Source organism: Kovacikia sp. CALU 1929, from assembly GCF_056784235.1.
This window is the reverse complement of record NZ_JBXBCF010000108.1, coordinates 91,526-108,017: the sequence shown is the minus strand read 5'-3', so window position 1 is coordinate 108,017 and position 16,492 is coordinate 91,526. Positions and strand designations below refer to the sequence as shown.

Annotated in this window: 16 protein-coding genes; 4 read left to right on the top strand and 12 right to left on the bottom strand. The window is 50.0% G+C overall.

The window, feature by feature from the left end; translation table 11 throughout:
• The first annotated feature begins 175 nt into the window (after nt 1-175).
• Nucleotides 176-1,552 (top strand): sensor histidine kinase, encoded by a 1,377-nt coding sequence (locus AC1S52_RS30475; protein ID WP_482032808.1) that lies wholly within the window; start codon nt 176-178, stop codon nt 1,550-1,552.
• An 18-nt stretch (nt 1,553-1,570) separates the two neighbouring features.
• On the opposite strand, the gene AC1S52_RS30470 is transcribed toward AC1S52_RS30475, so the two are convergent.
• The 6 genes from AC1S52_RS30470 to AC1S52_RS30445 form a co-directional block, all read right to left on the bottom strand.
• Nucleotides 1,571-3,223: a glycoside hydrolase family 3 protein gene (locus tag AC1S52_RS30470; protein WP_482032807.1), complete on the bottom strand. Its 1,653-nt coding sequence runs from the start codon at nt 3,221-3,223 to the stop codon at nt 1,571-1,573.
• A 1-nt stretch (nt 3,224) separates the two neighbouring features.
• Nucleotides 3,225-3,638 (bottom strand): 30S ribosome-binding factor RbfA, encoded by a 414-nt coding sequence (rbfA, locus tag AC1S52_RS30465; protein ID WP_482032806.1) that lies wholly within the window; start codon nt 3,636-3,638, stop codon nt 3,225-3,227.
• A 119-nt stretch (nt 3,639-3,757) separates the two neighbouring features.
• Nucleotides 3,758-3,961 (bottom strand): DUF751 domain-containing protein, encoded by a 204-nt coding sequence (locus tag AC1S52_RS30460; RefSeq protein ID WP_482032805.1) that lies wholly within the window; start codon nt 3,959-3,961, stop codon nt 3,758-3,760.
• 224 nt (nt 3,962-4,185) lie between these two features.
• Nucleotides 4,186-6,534, bottom strand: coding sequence for a xanthine dehydrogenase molybdopterin binding subunit (gene xdhB / locus AC1S52_RS30455; RefSeq protein WP_482032804.1), 2,349 nt, complete (start codon nt 6,532-6,534; stop codon nt 4,186-4,188).
• A gap of 143 nt (nt 6,535-6,677) precedes the next feature.
• Nucleotides 6,678-8,102: a xanthine dehydrogenase small subunit gene (gene xdhA, locus AC1S52_RS30450; RefSeq protein ID WP_482032803.1), complete on the bottom strand. Its 1,425-nt coding sequence runs from the start codon at nt 8,100-8,102 to the stop codon at nt 6,678-6,680.
• Between the two features lie 772 nt (nt 8,103-8,874).
• Nucleotides 8,875-9,255 (bottom strand): cupin domain-containing protein, encoded by a 381-nt coding sequence (locus AC1S52_RS30445; RefSeq protein WP_482032802.1) that lies wholly within the window; start codon nt 9,253-9,255, stop codon nt 8,875-8,877.
• 492 nt (nt 9,256-9,747) lie between these two features.
• On the opposite strand from AC1S52_RS30445, the gene dacB reads away from it, so the two are divergent.
• Nucleotides 9,748-11,235 (top strand): D-alanyl-D-alanine carboxypeptidase/D-alanyl-D-alanine endopeptidase, encoded by a 1,488-nt coding sequence (gene dacB, locus AC1S52_RS30440; RefSeq protein WP_482032801.1) that lies wholly within the window; start codon nt 9,748-9,750, stop codon nt 11,233-11,235.
• Between the two features lie 42 nt (nt 11,236-11,277).
• Here the strand turns inward: dacB and AC1S52_RS30435 are convergent, their stop codons facing one another.
• From AC1S52_RS30435 to AC1S52_RS30420, 4 genes are all read right to left on the bottom strand, one after another.
• Entirely contained in the window at nt 11,278-12,111 is an 834-nt protein-coding gene (locus AC1S52_RS30435) for an Rpn family recombination-promoting nuclease/putative transposase (protein ID WP_482032800.1), read from the bottom strand.
• Between the two features lie 65 nt (nt 12,112-12,176).
• Complete coding sequence (locus AC1S52_RS30430) at nt 12,177-12,518, bottom strand: DUF952 domain-containing protein (RefSeq protein ID WP_482032799.1); 342 nt, start codon at nt 12,516-12,518, stop codon at nt 12,177-12,179.
• Complete coding sequence (locus AC1S52_RS30425) at nt 12,515-12,694, bottom strand: hypothetical protein (protein ID WP_482032798.1); 180 nt, start codon at nt 12,692-12,694, stop codon at nt 12,515-12,517. The genes AC1S52_RS30430 and AC1S52_RS30425 overlap by 4 nt, the downstream gene beginning before the upstream one ends.
• Before the next feature lie 101 nt (nt 12,695-12,795).
• Complete coding sequence (locus AC1S52_RS30420) at nt 12,796-14,385, bottom strand: gamma-glutamyltransferase family protein (protein WP_482032797.1); 1,590 nt, start codon at nt 14,383-14,385, stop codon at nt 12,796-12,798.
• 213 nt (nt 14,386-14,598) lie between these two features.
• On the opposite strand from AC1S52_RS30420, the gene AC1S52_RS30415 reads away from it, so the two are divergent.
• Nucleotides 14,599-14,994 (top strand): peptidoglycan-binding domain-containing protein, encoded by a 396-nt coding sequence (locus tag AC1S52_RS30415; RefSeq protein ID WP_482032796.1) that lies wholly within the window; start codon nt 14,599-14,601, stop codon nt 14,992-14,994.
• Between the two features lie 273 nt (nt 14,995-15,267).
• Here AC1S52_RS30415 and AC1S52_RS30410 read toward each other — a convergent pair whose 3' ends face one another.
• Both AC1S52_RS30410 and AC1S52_RS30405 read right to left on the bottom strand, forming a co-directional pair.
• Complete coding sequence (locus tag AC1S52_RS30410; RefSeq protein WP_482032795.1) at nt 15,268-15,465, bottom strand: hypothetical protein; 198 nt, start codon at nt 15,463-15,465, stop codon at nt 15,268-15,270.
• Nucleotides 15,466-15,476: 11 nt separating this feature from the next.
• A complete protein-coding gene (locus AC1S52_RS30405; RefSeq protein WP_482032794.1) occupies nt 15,477-15,704 on the bottom strand; it encodes a hypothetical protein in 228 nt (75 codons plus the stop codon).
• Between the two features lie 108 nt (nt 15,705-15,812).
• On the opposite strand from AC1S52_RS30405, the gene pdeM reads away from it, so the two are divergent.
• Nucleotides 15,813-16,460, top strand: a complete 648-nt coding sequence (gene pdeM, locus AC1S52_RS30400) for a ligase-associated DNA damage response endonuclease PdeM (RefSeq protein WP_482032793.1) — start codon at nt 15,813-15,815, stop codon at nt 16,458-16,460.
• Nucleotides 16,461-16,492 lie beyond the last annotated feature (32 nt).

Genomic DNA, 16,492 nt, shown 5'->3' with positions numbered 1-16,492 from the left:
GCACCTGGAGAGCAGGTTGACTTAGACTATGCTGCGCTAACTAACCGCAGTCTCGCCGACCTGGGCGCAAATTTTTGATTTAAACGAAGGGTGGCATTAGCCAAATCCGCTTAAGGAGTGCTATAGAACGAGAGATGGTGATCAATTTCATTGCATTATCGCTCAGTGGTGAAAGATGAATAGCAATCTAGCTGCCAGCCCCAATATTGATATTTTGATTGTGGATGATACTCCTGATAACATCCGCTTTCTGTCTGCCATGTTGGTAGAGCAGGGGTACAGCGTTCGGAAGGCACTGAATGGAGCGATGGCATTGATTGCAGTTCAAACCCTACCTCCCGACCTGATTTTGCTGGATATTACGATGCCCGCCATGGATGGCTATGAGGTTTGCAAAAAGCTGAAGGAAAACCCTCAAACCCAATCTATTCCAATTATTTTCCTGAGCGCGCTAGATGATGTGATGGATAAAGTTAAAGCCTTTCAGGCGGGGGCTGTCGATTATGTGACTAAGCCCTTTCAGTTTGAAGAAGTGCTGGTTAGGATTCAAACCCAGGTTACGATCCGGAGTTTGCAATATCAGCTTCAAGCTCAAAATGCTCAACTGCAAACGGCATTAAATGATCTCAAACAGACCCAGGCAGAACTGATTCAGAAAGAAAAGATGGTGGGTTTGGGGCAGTTAGTTGCGGGGGTGGCACACGAAATTAATAATCCCATTAGTTTTATTGGGGGCAATCTTTCCCACGCTAACCGATACATTGAGGATTTACTGCACTTAATTAGCTTGTATCAGGAAACTTACCCCCATCCGGCGGTTGCGATTCAGGAGGCGATCGCAAACATGGACCTGGATTTTCTGATTCACGATTTACATAAACTGATGGGATCGATGCGGACGGGGGTTGACCGCATCTGCACCATCCTGCTTGCCCTGCGCATCTTTTCTCGCCTGGATGAATCAGACATTAAACTGATCAATATTCATGAGGGCATAGACAGTGCTCTGTTATTTCTACAGCATCGTCTGCGATCCCAGGAAGCCAACCCGGAGATCAAGGTGATCAAGGAGTATGGTGATATTCCGCCGATTGCCTGCTACGCCAGCCAATTGAATCAGGTGTTTTTAAATGTGCTAAATAACGCGGTGGATGCCCTGCGAGGTCAGTTTGGACTCGTTTCCAAGCTGCAAATGAATACGTCAATCGTTCAGGGAGAAGCGTCTCTACCCCTGCCAGATGGGCAAAGCTATCCCCTATCCCAAATCCCAACGGATCCCTGGATCCGGATTCAAACAGAATTGACGGATGCCGAAATGGTCGTGATCCGAATTCAAGATAACGGTGCCGGGATTCCGGAGGAGTGGCGATCGCGCATATTTGAACCTTTTTTCACCAGCAAGCCCGTTGGCAAAGGCTCTGGCTTAGGACTATCAACCAGCTTTCAAATTATTGTCAACAAGCACAACGGCAAGCTCACCTATCACTCATCCCCTGGGCAGGGAACAGAATTTGTGATTGAGCTTCCTTTGCATGAATTTCAAGTCACTTGATCTGTTTATTTTCGCCCTTCACGATGTTCCCCTGCCTGCAAACAATGTCTTGAGGGCGATCGCCTGGGCAGTGGGCATTTGTCCGTAGCTAAACACATAGGGAACGTCTGCTGGCAAAGCAGGCAAAAACTTTTCCAGAATGTAGGGACTGCCGTAGATAATCAATGCCTGCAATTGCTGAGATTTCAGCAGGAACTGAAACCAGTTGTGGGCAGTGTGGGTGAGTCCTGCACTACCCCGGAAAGGGTTCCCCCGGATGAACAGTTGCAGTAGGGTTGGCTGGGGCTGCCAGTTCTGACCATTCACTTCCACGGAAATGTTGGGGGTATGACGGTCAATGATTTGAAGCTGATAGCCGAGGGTTTTGGGATAGGCGATCGCCGGAGTATGCCGCCCCAAAAAATCACAGCCCAGGGCATCATCCACCAGAATCAGGTTTTGCCCATTGCCCACGGTTTCACCAACCAGACGAGAGGGCACAGGGCAATGAACCCGCATTGAATCGCGCAAAACAGCATCAACTACCTGAATAGCCTGGGGTTGCGCTAGCCGAGAGGTCAACGATTGCGCCTCCAGATTGGGTGGCAAGGTTTCCCAGGCATGGGAAGTATCTGCATCGGGCAAGGGGAAACAGACCTTTTGCTTGGCTTTCCAGATGCGCTCGACCGATGCTTGAATCCGTTCGGGCAGGATGCGCCCCGCTTCAACTGCCTGACATACAGCCTGTATAGTTCCCACAGGGTCAACCGGCATCAGGAGAATATCTGCCCCAGCTTCCACCGCTAGCACCGGAGCCAGATTGGCACCATAGCGGTTGGAGATCGCCCCCATTACCAGCGCATCAGTCACCACCAAGCCATCGAACCCAAGCGCTAATCTCAACTCCTCACTCAAAACCCGGTAAGACAGAGTTGCTGGATAATCCGGGTCATAGGCTGGAATTTGCAGATGGGCACTCATGACGGCATCGACCCCCGCGGCGATCGCCGCCTTGAACGGTGGCAACTCAACCTGTTGCAAGCGCTCTAGAGAGTGATTGAGTACCGGCAACTCCAGATGGGAATCCACAGCCGTATCCCCATGACCGGGAAAATGCTTGGCTGCCGTTAGTACCGGATACCGTTGGCTTCCCCGAATAAAGGCAGTCGCCAGTCTGCTGACCATGTCAGGCTGATCACCAAAAGCCCGGACATTGATCACAGGATTGTCCGGATTGTTGTTCACATCGACCACCGGAGCCAGCACCCAGTTTAATCCGATTGCCTCTGCCTCCTGGGCTATAAACGTTCCCATCTGTTCTGCGTACTGCTCTGCCAGCCCCAGATCCTTCTCTGCAACTGCCGCCAGTGCCATCGGTGGCGGAAACCAGGTTGCTCCAGCAAACCGCTGCCCCACCCCTTCTTCCACATCGGCTGATAGCAGCAGCGGTAGGTTTGCCCATTCTTGAAGTTGCTGAGTCCGCAGGGCAATTTCCCCTGCACTGCCTCCCAGCAAAATCACACCACCCATGCCCCAGTCCTGCAACCACGAGCGCAAAGTTTCAGCCTCAGGTTCCCACTGAGGGTACTGAATCTGGTGGTCAAATAAATAGCCAGAAGCCCGCACCACAACCATTTGGGCTACCTGTTCTGCGAGAGAAAGAGACTGGATGTCAGGCAGGAAGGAGGACATGTTAATCTTCCTCGGCGGAAACCCCATCCCAATCCTCATCCTCTTGTGATTCAGATGTGTTCCGTTCGTGGTTAATGCGGCTTAAAAGGTTAAGCACGCGATCGCCCCGTTCCAGGGAGTGGTCTTCCAGAAAGAGGACTTCCGGCGTGCGGCGGAGGCGAACGCGCTGCCCTAGCTCGCTGCGAACAAAGCCTGTGGCAGACTTTAAGCCTGCCATTGTTTCTGCCTTAGCTTCATCAGAGCCGTAAATGCTAACAAAAATTTTGGCGTGTTGCAGGTCGCCGGAAACATTGACATCGGTTACGCTGACCATCCCAGCACCGACCCGATCATCTTTAATCCCAGAGAGTAGCATCTGACTGACCTCGCGCCTGATCAGTTCGGCAACACGGGCAACCCGACGATTCGTAGCCATAAAACAACGCCCTTCCTTTTGATTAGCGATTAGCTGTCAGCAATGGGTAGCCGAAACAACAGCCAATAGCTCAATGCTAACAGCTTTGCAGAGGATAACCGAGTCGGAGCTTGAGGCGACTAAACCACGTCTAGCCCTAACATGGCACGCAGGGTAAAGGCAACAAAGGCAAGCCCTCCAACCACAATGCCAACCAGGGCGATCGCCGTCACGGGATTCTTAAACAAGGGCACCAGCGGTTTGACCGCATTCAAAAAGACACCCAGAATTGTACCCAGAACGAACACGGGCCATTTAGAAACATTATTCCAAAGGTTTTGCATGACTCAACAACAGTTACTTGATTAAACGAGTTTGGATTAGGACATCGGCGGCTGGTACTTGGAGGCGTAAGTTCACATCCAATCAGGTGTCAGGTGCCACGAGTAGTAAATAGACTTACGCCACGCAGTCCTGGTGTCCCCATTCATATTAAAGAATAAAGGGGGCTATTGGTGAGTTCTATAGCCATTCTCAAAGGACCAACGTCCGGGCAAGTTTCAGCTCATTATCCTTTCAGGACGGGTTCAGGCTGGCTGGGAGCTTCGAGGCTGGTGGGAGTACTGGCACGTACAGAGTCGATCGCCATCAAAGTTGCTTCTGGGGTTGCTGGAGAGGTTAGGAACACCTGGCTGGGTTGACCGAAGGCGGCGATCGCGGCTCGAATTGCCTCCCGAACGGACATTGCCAGCATAAACGGGGGTTCACCCACGGCTTTGCTGCCGTAAATCACACCGTCCTGAGCCGCCCGCTCCAGCAGATGCACATTAAAGACTTCAGGAACTTCACTGATGGTCGGAATTTTGTAGGTACTGGGGGCATCGGTGCGTAGCCGTCCCTGGTTGTCCCAGACCAGTTCTTCCATCGTTAGCCAACCCATGCCCTGCACAAATGCGCCTTCCACCTGTCCCTGATCCACCAGGGGATTGAGGGATTCGCCCACATCATGCACAATGTCTACCCGGTGCAATTTGAAGCTGCCCGTGAAGCCATCCACTTCTACTTCACTGATGGCGGCACCGTAGGCAAAGTAGTAGAAGGGTCTACCCTGAAGTTTTTCCACATCCCAGAAAATGCTGGGGGTGCGGTAAAAGCCTGTGGCAGAGAGGCTAATGCGATCGCTGTACGTCTGCTTTACCACCTCCTCAAACGGCACTCGCGCACTCGGATAGGTGCGGCAGTAGATCCAGTCATCCTCAAACACCAGATCTTCGGTTCCGCCCAGGTTCAGCAGACTGGCAGCCACCGGAGCCAGCCGGGACTTAATGGTCTCACAGGCATCTTTGACTGCCTGTCCGTTTAAATCCGCGCCACTGGAGGCAGCGGTCGCCGAGGTATTGGGAACCTTATCCGTACTGGTGGGCATCATCCGAAACCGACTGAGGCTGACCCCCAAAGACCGGGCAGCCACTTGCAGCATTTTTGTATGCAAACCCTGCCCCATTTCGGTGCCCCCGTGGTTCAGTTGAATACTGCCATCCGTATAGACCAGAATCAGTGCCCCAGCCTGGTTGTACTGGAGTTTATTGAAGGAAATGCCAAATTTGACTGGAGTAATTGCCAGCCCCCGTTTTTTGTAGGTATGGGTCTGATTGAACTGGGCGATCGCCGCTTTGCGGGTAGCAAATTCAGCCTTTGTCAGTACCTCACTCCAGACGCGGGCGATCCGGTTATCAACAATTTCCTGTCCATAATGGGTGGTGTTGGTTTCGCCACTACCGTGGTAAAAGTTGCGTTCCCGCACCACTTCCGGAGGCAGGTTCAGCGATCGGGCAATCCGGTCCAGGATGTCTTCAATCACAATCATCCCCTGGGGTCCGCCAAACCCTCGGAATGCGGTATTGGAGACTTTGTTAGTTTTGGCAATCAGCCCCCTCACTTCCACATTGGGTAGATAGTAGGCGTTATCCACATGCAGCATTGCCCGCAGCAGTACCGGGGGAGATAAATCCAGACTCCATCCTCCATCCGCGTAGAGGGAAACTACCAGTGCAGTAATTTTGCCTTCATTCGTAAAACCGACTTGATATTGACCCAGAAAGCCATGCCGCTTGCCGGTCAGAATCATGTCATGCTGGCGATTGAGTTTAACGCGCACCGGATGTCCGGTTTTGTGAGCGGCGATCGCCGCCACTGCCGCAAACGGATTTGCCTGGGACTCCTTGCCCCCAAATCCACCCCCCATCCGTAAACAGGTCACCACCACCTGATTCGAGGGCACTCCCAGAACTCGCGCCACAATCACCTGAGTTTCCGTCGGGTGTTGAGTTGAGGAATAGACCTGGTAGTGCCCCTCCCCATCGGGAATCACCCAACTCGTCTGGGTTTCTAGATAGAAGTGGTCCTGCCCGTTCATTTCCACTTCGCCATCCAGGCAAAAGTCCGCCATTTCCATTGCCACGATGGGATCACCCCGCTTTACAACTTGGGGCAGACTGAAAAAGCTGTGGGCGGCGATCGCCTCTTTAACGGACAGAATTGGTTCCAGCGGTTCATACTCAACCACCACTTTCTGTGCTGCCAACCGCGCCGCTTCCTCTGTCTCACCCACCGTCCAGACCACCGCCTGCCCCCAATGGCTGACTTCCTCCGTGGGGAACAAAACCTCATCGTGAACAATGACTCCCGTGTTATTTTCCCCCGCCACGTCCGCCGCTGTCAGCACCGTGATCAGCCCTTCCACCTCATAGGCAGGTGACACATCTATCTTGACAATCCGCGCCCTGGCATAGGGAGATAACACCGGATAAACCGACAGCATCCCCACCGGAGGACGCTGCTCATCGGTGTAGACGGCTTTGCCAGTCACATGCCCTGCTGCACTTTCATGGCTTCTGTAGTTTTCGGCTCGGTTCATGGGAGTGACTCCTTGGGGGGGTGAGGGGTGAGGGGGTTATTAGCTGTTAGCTGTTGGTAGAGCCTCCAGACCTCGGAGGTTTTCAAAACCTCCGAGGTCTAAGCCTGACGAAGTATTATCTTTAACTCTCAACGCTTTCCCCCTTACTCCAAGCCTGTCATCTCAGCAAAAAACTTCTCAAACAGGTTGGCAACCAGACGTTTGCGGTACTCTGCACTACCGCGCAGATCGGTCAAGGGGGTAAAGGTTGCTTGCAACAGGGGTTTTACTTGCTGCACGGTTTCAAGCGCCCAGGGTTGACCAATGAGATCTTGTTCAATGGCAACGGCACGAATTGGAGTGGCTGCGACTCCTCCATAAGCCAGACGGGCATGGAGAATCTGGTCTGTCTCATCCAAGTCAACTGTAAAAGCGGCTGCCACAATGCTGATATCGTCGGTTCCCCGTTTACCGACCTTATAGGACTGGGAAAAACGGCGTGAGGCTCCGGTAGTCATCGTTTTAGGAATTTTGACTGAGGCAATGATTTCTCCCGGTTGTAGATCGGTTTGGCGGTAGCCTTTGAAAAAGGTTGCCAGCGGAATCGTTCGTTCGCCTTGGAGGCTGATGAGTTTAATATCAGCATCCAGTGCCAGCAGTACCGGGGGCAGATCGCCAATGGGAGAGGCGGTACCAATATTGCCACCGATCGTTGCCCGGTTGCGCACCTGACGGGCTGCAAACCAGAACAACATTTCATCTAATGCCGGGAATACCCCATGCAGGGTGTCTTCAATCTGGCTGAGGGGAACCGCTGCACCAATTTCGACGAATTCAGGGGTTTGTTCAATTTGCTTCAGGTCTGCCACAGCTTCCAGGGAAACCAGTACAGAGAAATGGCGACGATGATGGCTCATTTCCAGTCCCAGATCCGTGGCACCCGCTACCAGGGTTGCATCAGGATGTTGCTGAAGTAATTCTAAAACCTGATTGATCTGGGTGGGGCGATAAAACTTCTGGGTTGCGCCGGCATAGCTCAAAGGTTGAGACTCTGGCGTGGTGCTTGAGAGTGCGGCTGCAAAAGGATCGTTGGGCTGTGCCTCCGTGACAAGCTGAGCGGCTCTGCGAATGGACTGGTAACCCGTACAACGGCATAAGTTACCCTCCACAGAAGCATCATCGACTTTGCCATCGTAATAGGCGGCAAACATGCTCATGATGAAGCCCGGTGTGCAGTACCCACATTGGGAACCACCCGTCTTGACCATCGCTGCCTGCACCGGATGGAGCTGTCCGTTGGCGATCCCTTCCACCGTCATCATGGTGCATCCTGCGATCGCCCCCAGGGGAATCAGGCAGCTATTCATTGCCTGATAATGGCGATCGCCGCCATAATCCTGACCCAGTACTGCAACTGTACAGGCTCCACAATCTCCATCACCGCACCCCTCTTTGGTTCCCGTCCGTCCACTTTGCTGGAGGTATTGCAACAGCGTCATTGTGGGTGAGAAGTCTTTGAGTCGAACCGTCTCGCCGTTAAGGGTGAAGGCTAAAACATTATCTAAAGCGTTATCTAAGGCTGGAGTCATTCTTGTAAGGGGGATCAATGATTGTGATGAAAACCTATTTTTGCTGTCAATTGCGATCGTGCCTATTGGTTAAGCTTAACAACGATTGATATACTGTCCGTTGCAGCACAGGATTAGGTGGCTGACAACTGCTTATCTCTGCTCTTTATCCTGTCTATTGTTTGCACGATTCTCCACTTCCATTCAGATAAATTTATTTTTAATTAATTTGATGACTAAAATAATCGATAGAAACAAAATACAACATAGTAGTGCTATCAACGTTTCATGGCTTTTGGGTGAGATAAATACAATAAATCCCTGATCTTTAATTAAAGCAGAAAAGCTTGAGACGCAGAATGGCATGAGATATAACCTGAATGTCTGCCAATGATCTCTTTTGCCCGCTTTGCCAGAAGAAACACTGAATAATAGACCTGTACCGATTACAGCACTGATGCCAATTGAATTACTCCATATCTTAAACGAAGGATCAAAATAGAAATAAACGATGACAAGGTACCAAATGAGATAGCACCAGAGAATTGCCTTGGCTAACTTGATTTCATAAAAATATTGAATCAACCATTTCATACATCTAAAGCAGCTTTTCCATCTCTATTGGTTATATAAGTAGGTAGGTGGAATCAAATGTAGGATGGGTTAGCGATAGCGTAACCCATGTGGGTGTTGGGTTTCGTACCTCAACCCAACCTACACAGGTCTTATATTTAATTAGTTCCACCTATTTAGAAGACAATCGCAAATAAAGACACTTTGACGAATTAGATAGTCACGAATGGAATGCCAAAGAATCTTTTAAGGAAACAAGTTGATACCCTGCATCGGATGGTGATACCACTGAAATAAAAACCAATGGTTCATCGCCATTGTTCAAAACCCCATGCACACATCCGATCTGAGCCACTACCACATCCCCTGCAACAATCGTTTTCTTGGTGCCTGCCTCATTCAGGTAATATTCCCCCTTCCCATTCAGAATCGTCCAGGTATCTTGCCCATTCGGGTGGATATGGGGGGAGATTTCTTGCCCTGGCTTAATGTGCCAGGCGACAACGACAGCATCTTTAGATTCAGTCACGACCGAACGAATAGGCTCCCCATCCGTTGGCTGCAAAAATTGGGAACTATTAAATATTCTGGTCGTACTCATCTCAACCTTCTCTGTCACTTTTTGCTCTCTGTCACTACCGCAACCAGATTTAACCGGCAAACCACTAGTAGAGTAATCTAAAAATTCCGCAACGTAGCAACGTAGGTTAGGTAGAGCGCCAGCGAAACCCAACATTTTCAACGGTCAGATGTTGAAAAATTAATGACTCACTGCACTGTACCTTTAGATACTGACTTTAGGAATCTCAGGAACTTAATCGTCTCATCAATTGTTCCAGAGCATTGTCTCATCGATAACATTACATCAGTTCGGCTCTGGACAATTCGACGCTAAAACAATGACAGAGGCGATCGCGGCTACCGTCCCTACCAATAATGCAACCCTCTCGACCTTCCCCCGTAATATTTTTATCTCGATGGACAATTGGCAAAAGTTTTTGCTGAACACCTTATAATCGGGCAGGGAAAGTTTCTCAGGCTAATGGAGTGTATTCATTCGCCCCTAAAACAACTCTGTACGAATGGATTGGAAATGCCAACCCGATTAATGCCAACATTATTTACTGCCACGACATTCCTGGCGCTGACGGGATCTTTTTTCCCTTCCCAGGTGGTTGCCCAGGGAGCGCAAAGTCGAGGGCTTTGCCCAGCACAGTTGAATGGGGCGATCGCCCCCATCCTTAATCGCTCTGCGGTTAGAAACGCCCGCTGGGGCGTTCTGGTTCAGACCCTATCGGCGGATTCCAGAAATCGTCAAACTCTGTTTGCCCGTAACCCAGCGACCCTGCTGATTCCTGCTTCCAACAACAAATTATTTACGACCGCTGCCGCGCTGACCCAACTGGGACAACATTATCAAATTCGCACTTCGGTAACTGGTAATAGTGAGCAGCCAACCTTAGAAACCCTCAGAATCATAGGTCGTGGCGATCCCAGCCTGAGTACTACTCACCTGAACACATTGGCTCAACAACTAAGCCAGAAAGGGATTCGTCGAATCAACCAACTGATTGGAGATGACACCTACTTCCAGGGTAATGCAGTCAACCCCAACTGGAAACGGGAGGATACCCTGGAAGGCTATGGTGCAGCAGTGAATAGCCTGATGTTGAACCAGAATGGAATTGGGCTAACTTTGTTCCCTCAGCGAGTTGGTCAGCCCTTACGCATTCAATGGGATGACCCAACCGATGCCAGTCAGTGGCGTGTCACCAATCGCTCGGTTACTGTCTCGGCAAAGGCAGAAGAGTTTGTCAGTGCTTACCGAATCGGGAATCAAACGGCAATGGAGATTGAGGCTCAACTGCGAGTTGGTTCTGAGCCAGAATCCGCTTCCGTATCCGTCCCCAATCCTGGGAATTACCTGATCCAAAAATTCCGCACTGCCCTGGAAAATGCAGGGATTTCGGTGATCGGTGCAACAGTAGTGAAAACAACTCCGGCACCACCCGGAGAAGTTGAACTGGCAGCAATAGAATCCCCCTTACTGCGGGAATTAATCATTGAAACCAATCTGGAGAGTAATAATATCTATGCAGAAGCCCTTCTGAAAACCCTGGGACAGGTTCAATCCCCCAACAATGGCAATGCAACCATCAGTGGAGTGGCGGCAGTAAAAGCAACCTTGGCAACGCGGGGAGTCAATCCTAATGGCTACCAGATGGTTGATGGGTCAGGATTGGCAGACCGTAACCGGGCAAGTGCTGAGGCATTGGTGCAAACCCTCCAAACAATGACCAGTGCCCCAGAAGATGGTCAAGCCTTCCGTAATACTCTGGCGATCGCTGGAGAAAGTGGCACGTTAAAGCGGCGATTTCGTAACACTCCCGCAGAAAGAAGAGTCTCAGCCAAGACTGGCTATATATCGGGGGTGGTTGCGCTTTCGGGCTATGTTTCTCCACCGAATTACACTCCGTTGGTGTTCAGCATTCTGGTGAATCAACCCGGTGGTTCGGTCGCGGCAATGCGGGGTGCCGTCGATGATCTGGTCGTGGTGCTAACGCGGTTGCAAGATTGTTAATGAACTGAAATTCGTGGGATTGATGGACAATCAGGCGATCGCTCACAAATGCTTTTGCCCTAACCAGTCCGTCAGATCTGAAACCTGAGAGAAATTCAGTAAGGCAACGGCTAATCCCTCAAGCTGTGGTAAATCGAGAGTGGAAAGGCGATCGCGCACTTCGTCCGGTAGCTGCCCAACCCGCTGTTCCAGCAACAGCAGTACCAGGGCTAATCCTTCTTCTCGCCTGCCTTCCTGTCTGCCTTCCTGTAAAATTTCTTGATAGATGACTGACTCTCGCATAACGCCCTCCATAAAGATTTGCCGAATCAACTGTTTCTCAAACTTTAACCCTGCCAGTAATTGAGTATAGCCAGAGACTTCCTGTCGCTGTTGAGTTGATTTTATCCCACTGATCACCTGTGCAACCTGGTGAAGTAGCTGATCAGGATCAGATGTGGCTGCCAGGGAGGCAAAGGGTAATAAAGCTGGATCATTCAGAAAAATGGCGGGATCTTGTTCCCATAGCTTTATGACCTGATACTCATGGCGCGTTGATTCCACGCTAAAAACGGTTTCAATTTCGATTGCATCGGATGGGGGCAGCAGTAGAATAACAATCTGCGTGACGGGTAGCCTGTAAAGTCGGTGTAGCCGAATCCAGTAATCCAGCATTCTGAGCGGAAGCGGAGGGGTGGACTCGATTCGGGTTTGAAATTCCAGGTGAACGATGCGCTGATCAGTTTGCAAAAAGGTAACGGAATCAGCTCGAATCGGTTCAATGCTCAGTTCAGTCTTCAGGACTGTTACGGATTGAGGGGTTTCTCCTAGAAGCCAGTTCACGAAGCGATCAGGGTATTTTTCTGACAATAGCTTACAGAGATTGTCAAAAGACATGGGATAGGCATTTGAACAATCGTCTCATTTTAAATGCCTTCGCATTCAATCCATATCTTTTCCCTTCAACCGATCGCCCCTGGCAATTCAAACCTACCTTCGGAGTTAGGTTCAAAATCAACTGCCTGAACCACTGCATCCAAATTTAAAGCGCCGTAAAGATGGGGAAACTCCTGATTGCCTTCGACTTCTTCGTAAATCAATTCTGCATTCAGTTTTTCAGGATCAATGCACAGCAATACCAGGTCTGACTGCCCCCGATAAAACGAGTTAGCTACCCAAGCCACCTGTGCCGGAGTTGAACAGTGGATAAAGCCTTCAATATCCAGGCTATCTGCATGGTAGGAACCTGTTTGTTGTGCCTGCTGCCAGTGCGATCGCGGTGTAATATGTAAAATCCAGTTCATTGCCTCACCAATGCTTTGCGACTCCAGGCAAATGGATCTAGCAGGGGATTTCGCGCAAAATGCACAGGCGCATTCTTAACGCCCGCTGAGGTTTGGGAGATTTTAAGGGACTGACCACTTGCCATTAAGCTCAGTAAAAGAGTGATAACCGCTGCTTGAAAGAGTCTATTTAGCATTTTTCTCCTCCCTCACACACACTCTCACCTTCGGCATACTTTACCTGATAAATCATGACTACGCCCCACACTTTTGGGTTCCCCCAATTGGGTGACTTCAGTTACCACGCTAAAGCCACTCCATCGGCACGGGGTTCTGAAGCGGCAACCAGAACGTCATCCTGACGCAAAATCATTTGACCTCTGCCAAAGAACTTACCGGGTTGAATTTGGTGTCCTCGCTGTGTCAGGGCGGCGGCGATCGCTGGGTCTACGGTGGGTTCCAGCAGAACTAAATGATTGCGCACAAACTGCCAGCGGGGGGCATCCAGGGCAGTCTGGGGGTTCATCCCATAGTCAACCAGATTCACAACGACCTGGAGGTGTCCCTGGGGTTGCATCGGTCCACCCATGACACCAAAGGGTCCTAAGGGCTGCTGATCTTGGCTGAGGAAACCAGGGATGATGGTATGAAAGGGACGCTTTCCGGGCGCAAGCTGGTTTGGATGTCCGGCAGCTAACGAGAAACCGATCGCCCGATTGTGCAGGGCAATACCGGTTCCTGGAATCAGAATCCCACTGCCAAAACCCAAATAATTGGACTGAATAAAGGACACCATCAAATCTTGATCGGCAGCGGCAAGATAGACGGTGCCGCCTTGGGGAAGTCCCGGTTCGGCGATGGGAAGGGCGCTACTGCGGATCTGTTGGCGGCGATCGCGGGCGTACTCCTGGCTCAGAAGATGATGACTGGCAACCTGCATCCAGTCAGGATCGCCGACATAGCGATGGACATCGGCAAACGCCAACTTCATGGCTTCGATTTGCCAGTGGTAGCTTTCCACTGACTCGCGGGGATAACTTACCAGATCAACCCCTGCCAGGATATTGAGTGCCATTAAAGCCGCGATGCCTTGAGTGTTGGGTGGAATTTCCCACACGGTCACGTCCCGATAAGGGGTAGAAATGGGTTCAACCCAGTCAGGCTGATGGGTTGCCAGATCGGTGAGGGTGAGCAGTCCCCCCGTAGCCGCTGCAAAAGCCGCAATGTGTTCTGCTAACTTACCCCGGTAGAAACTTTCGCCCTGACTGTGGGCGATCGCTCGCAAGGTTTCGGCGTGAGCCGCACTACTCCACACCTCTCCCACCCTGGGAGCGCGATCATGGGGAAAAAAGACAGACTTAAATGCCTGAAATTCTGGTTGGTCGAGCGGGAGAAATTGGGATTCTGCTTGCTTCCATGCTAGGGCAGTTTCCGGCGAGACGGGATACCCCTGTTCCGCATAGCGAATCGCCGGTTCAAACAACTGTTCAAACGGCAGCTTACCCCATCGTTTCCAGAGCGCCTGCCATGCCGAAACCGCTCCCGGTACTGTCACACTTGACCACCCCCGCGGTGGAATTCGTTCCAGTCCAGTGAACTGCTCTAGCGTAACCGCTTGAGGAATTCTACCAGAAGCATTGAGACCGTGTAACTGTCCATCCCAAACCAGGGCAAAGGCATCTCCCCCGATGCCATTGGAACAAGGTTCTACGACAGTCAGCGCGATCGCCATTGCCAATGCAGCATCGACGGCGTTTCCTCCCTGCCACAGCATTTCCATTCCTGCCAGGGATGCCAGGGGTTGGCTGGTTGCGACGGCTCCTCGATTGCCCAACACCACCCGGCGACCTGAAGCATAGGGATAATTTGTTAGGGAAGAGAACATCATGCGATCGGGTGAGCCAGCAGGATGAGGTGACGTTTACACTCCTGACTCTACTCTATTATTTATGCCGGACTTACATGGAAATCGGGTTTCATCAGCATTTATTTCTGGTGGCAGCAATGCCCGAAACCCGATTTCTTTCATCCCTTTTTCTGGAGTTCTCGTTTTGTTTCTTTACTACTCTCCCATTTGCCCAGTTTCTCAGGAGTAGTTGCGATGGCATATTCGCTTAGTCAGTTTAAAGAAGTTTTAGATGGTTTAGGGTTTCACCTGGGACCGGATGGACTGAATGGGAATAATGGCAATATTTTGGATGTCTACACTCAATCAGCAATCCGGGAATTTCAATATCAGTATAAGCTGCCAATTAGTGGCAAATTAGACTTTGCTACTGATGATAAAGCCCAGAAGATTATGCGAAATCTGCAATATAGTCTTAACCTGACCGTAGATGCTCAGCTTCCGGTGAATGAGTATTATGATTCGTTGACCCTGCAAGCGGTGAAAGCTTTTCAGAAGTCATATGGCTTACCACCAACTGGAATTGCAGCTCTCATAGTACGTCAAACCATTGATCAGGAAGCGAGGAAAAGAACCGCTACCACTGCTTAGGAGCATGGATTTAATTGCATACCGATTGCATTGCGGATGTTGTTAATTGCACCATATAGCGTTTCCTTTCTGGGTGAGGTATATCTCATCTGTTTGACTCAAGGGTTCTACGGATATCCGTATACCTCACTGGATTCAAAAACGCTATAGGCAGATTGTTTCCGGAACGAGCCAGTTGTTGATTGATTCATTAGATAGTTAATGGTTTCCTCTGCCTGTGGAGCGCGCGTCTTCTCCACAGGTTTTTTGTATGAATCCATTAGATTCCTTGATTTAGCCAGGGAAGTCAACAATTGTAAAATAGAGGGGAAACTGATCTCGTCGTGAGGACGGATTGGACAGTAGATACTTTCTCCACTCTCCCTCAAACTGGTAGAACTCGGCGGCCACCTCTGGTGGGATTTGACCTGCAACATTGAAGCGATCGATCCCATAGGGAAGTCCACCGGAACCCAGGGACGGACCGCTCATCAAATGTAAGTTTAAATGGGGAGCGGATGTGTTCCCTGTATTTGGTATTTACTATCAACACCCAGAACTGCATCAGTTTTGGGCATCAGGGTGGACACGACTAATGGTGTCCACTGGTTATTTGCTGGAGTTGATTGAAGTCCGCTGGCTGTTTGAATAGTGGTTACGACAGCCACAACAATGAGAGCGATCGCCACTGGTACGAACCGTCTCCAGGACAATAGAAAACGCAATATCATAAATTTCTTGAATGAATGAGCTAAAAAATTCCTCTACAAAAAATTATGCTGCTAGCTGGTCAGGTTATATTCAACGAAATGTGAAGTCAGGCATATATTTTGCAAAGTATGGAGATTAACGTTCTGGGTATTCCGCTTCAACTTTTACCTGAAAAGGGGATTTATATTGAACCGCTTAAAACTTTGCTGATTGCTGATGTGCATTTAGGCAAATCTGAAACCTTCCAGTCACAAGGAATTCCCATCTCTAATCAGGTAAATCAGGTGACGCTTGATCGCCTGCAAAACCTTTGCGATCGCCTGCAACCTGAAACTTTATGGATATTGGGCGATCTGTTTCACTCCAAATATGCTTTGGTGGATGAAGTATTGAATCGTTGGGCAACCTTTCTCAATAGCATTGGCGCAGACGTGCAACTGGTTGTTGGCAATCACGATCGCTCCCTGGTTCCAATCCTTAATCAGTTTTCGATCAATGGCTTCATGGATGCGGTTCAAATTAAGAACTTAGTTCTAAGCCATGAACCTCAACCCAAACAAAATTGCCTTAACATCTGTGGTCATATCCATCCTTGCATTCGGATTAAAACCCGATTAGACAACTTGCGATTACCCTGTTTTTACTTGGAATTGCCTCAAAATGTATTAATGCTACCCTCCTTCGGAGAGTTCACGGGGGGCTATGACCTATCCCTGAAACCAAACTCCAGAGCGTATGTAGTAGTTGATAACACAGTCATTCCATTCAAAGCTTAATAGCTTGAATGAGTAGCTTTTAGATCGAAGCT

Bases quoted from the DNA above. Each gene is read 5' to 3' on its own strand.
- AC1S52_RS30475 (WP_482032808.1), top strand. From the start codon at position 176: ATGAATAGCAATCTAGCTGCCAGCCCCAATATTGATATTTTGATTGTG.
- AC1S52_RS30470 (WP_482032807.1), bottom strand. From the start codon at position 3,223: ATGTCCTCCTTCCTGCCTGACATCCAGTCTCTTTCTCTCGCAGAACAG.
- rbfA (WP_482032806.1), bottom strand. From the start codon at position 3,638: ATGGCTACGAATCGTCGGGTTGCCCGTGTTGCCGAACTGATCAGGCGC.
- AC1S52_RS30460 (WP_482032805.1), bottom strand. From the start codon at position 3,961: ATGCAAAACCTTTGGAATAATGTTTCTAAATGGCCCGTGTTCGTTCTG.
- xdhB (WP_482032804.1), bottom strand. From the start codon at position 6,534: ATGAACCGAGCCGAAAACTACAGAAGCCATGAAAGTGCAGCAGGGCAT.
- xdhA (WP_482032803.1), bottom strand. From the start codon at position 8,102: ATGACTCCAGCCTTAGATAACGCTTTAGATAATGTTTTAGCCTTCACC.
- AC1S52_RS30445 (WP_482032802.1), bottom strand. From the start codon at position 9,255: ATGAGTACGACCAGAATATTTAATAGTTCCCAATTTTTGCAGCCAACG.
- dacB (WP_482032801.1), top strand. From the start codon at position 9,748: ATGCCAACCCGATTAATGCCAACATTATTTACTGCCACGACATTCCTG.
- AC1S52_RS30435 (WP_482032800.1), bottom strand. From the start codon at position 12,111: ATGTCTTTTGACAATCTCTGTAAGCTATTGTCAGAAAAATACCCTGAT.
- AC1S52_RS30430 (WP_482032799.1), bottom strand. From the start codon at position 12,518: ATGAACTGGATTTTACATATTACACCGCGATCGCACTGGCAGCAGGCA.
- AC1S52_RS30425 (WP_482032798.1), bottom strand. From the start codon at position 12,694: ATGCTAAATAGACTCTTTCAAGCAGCGGTTATCACTCTTTTACTGAGC.
- AC1S52_RS30420 (WP_482032797.1), bottom strand. From the start codon at position 14,385: ATGATGTTCTCTTCCCTAACAAATTATCCCTATGCTTCAGGTCGCCGG.
- AC1S52_RS30415 (WP_482032796.1), top strand. From the start codon at position 14,599: ATGGCATATTCGCTTAGTCAGTTTAAAGAAGTTTTAGATGGTTTAGGG.
- AC1S52_RS30410 (WP_482032795.1), bottom strand. From the start codon at position 15,465: ATGAGCGGTCCGTCCCTGGGTTCCGGTGGACTTCCCTATGGGATCGAT.
- AC1S52_RS30405 (WP_482032794.1), bottom strand. From the start codon at position 15,704: ATGATATTGCGTTTTCTATTGTCCTGGAGACGGTTCGTACCAGTGGCG.
- pdeM (WP_482032793.1), top strand. From the start codon at position 15,813: ATGGAGATTAACGTTCTGGGTATTCCGCTTCAACTTTTACCTGAAAAG.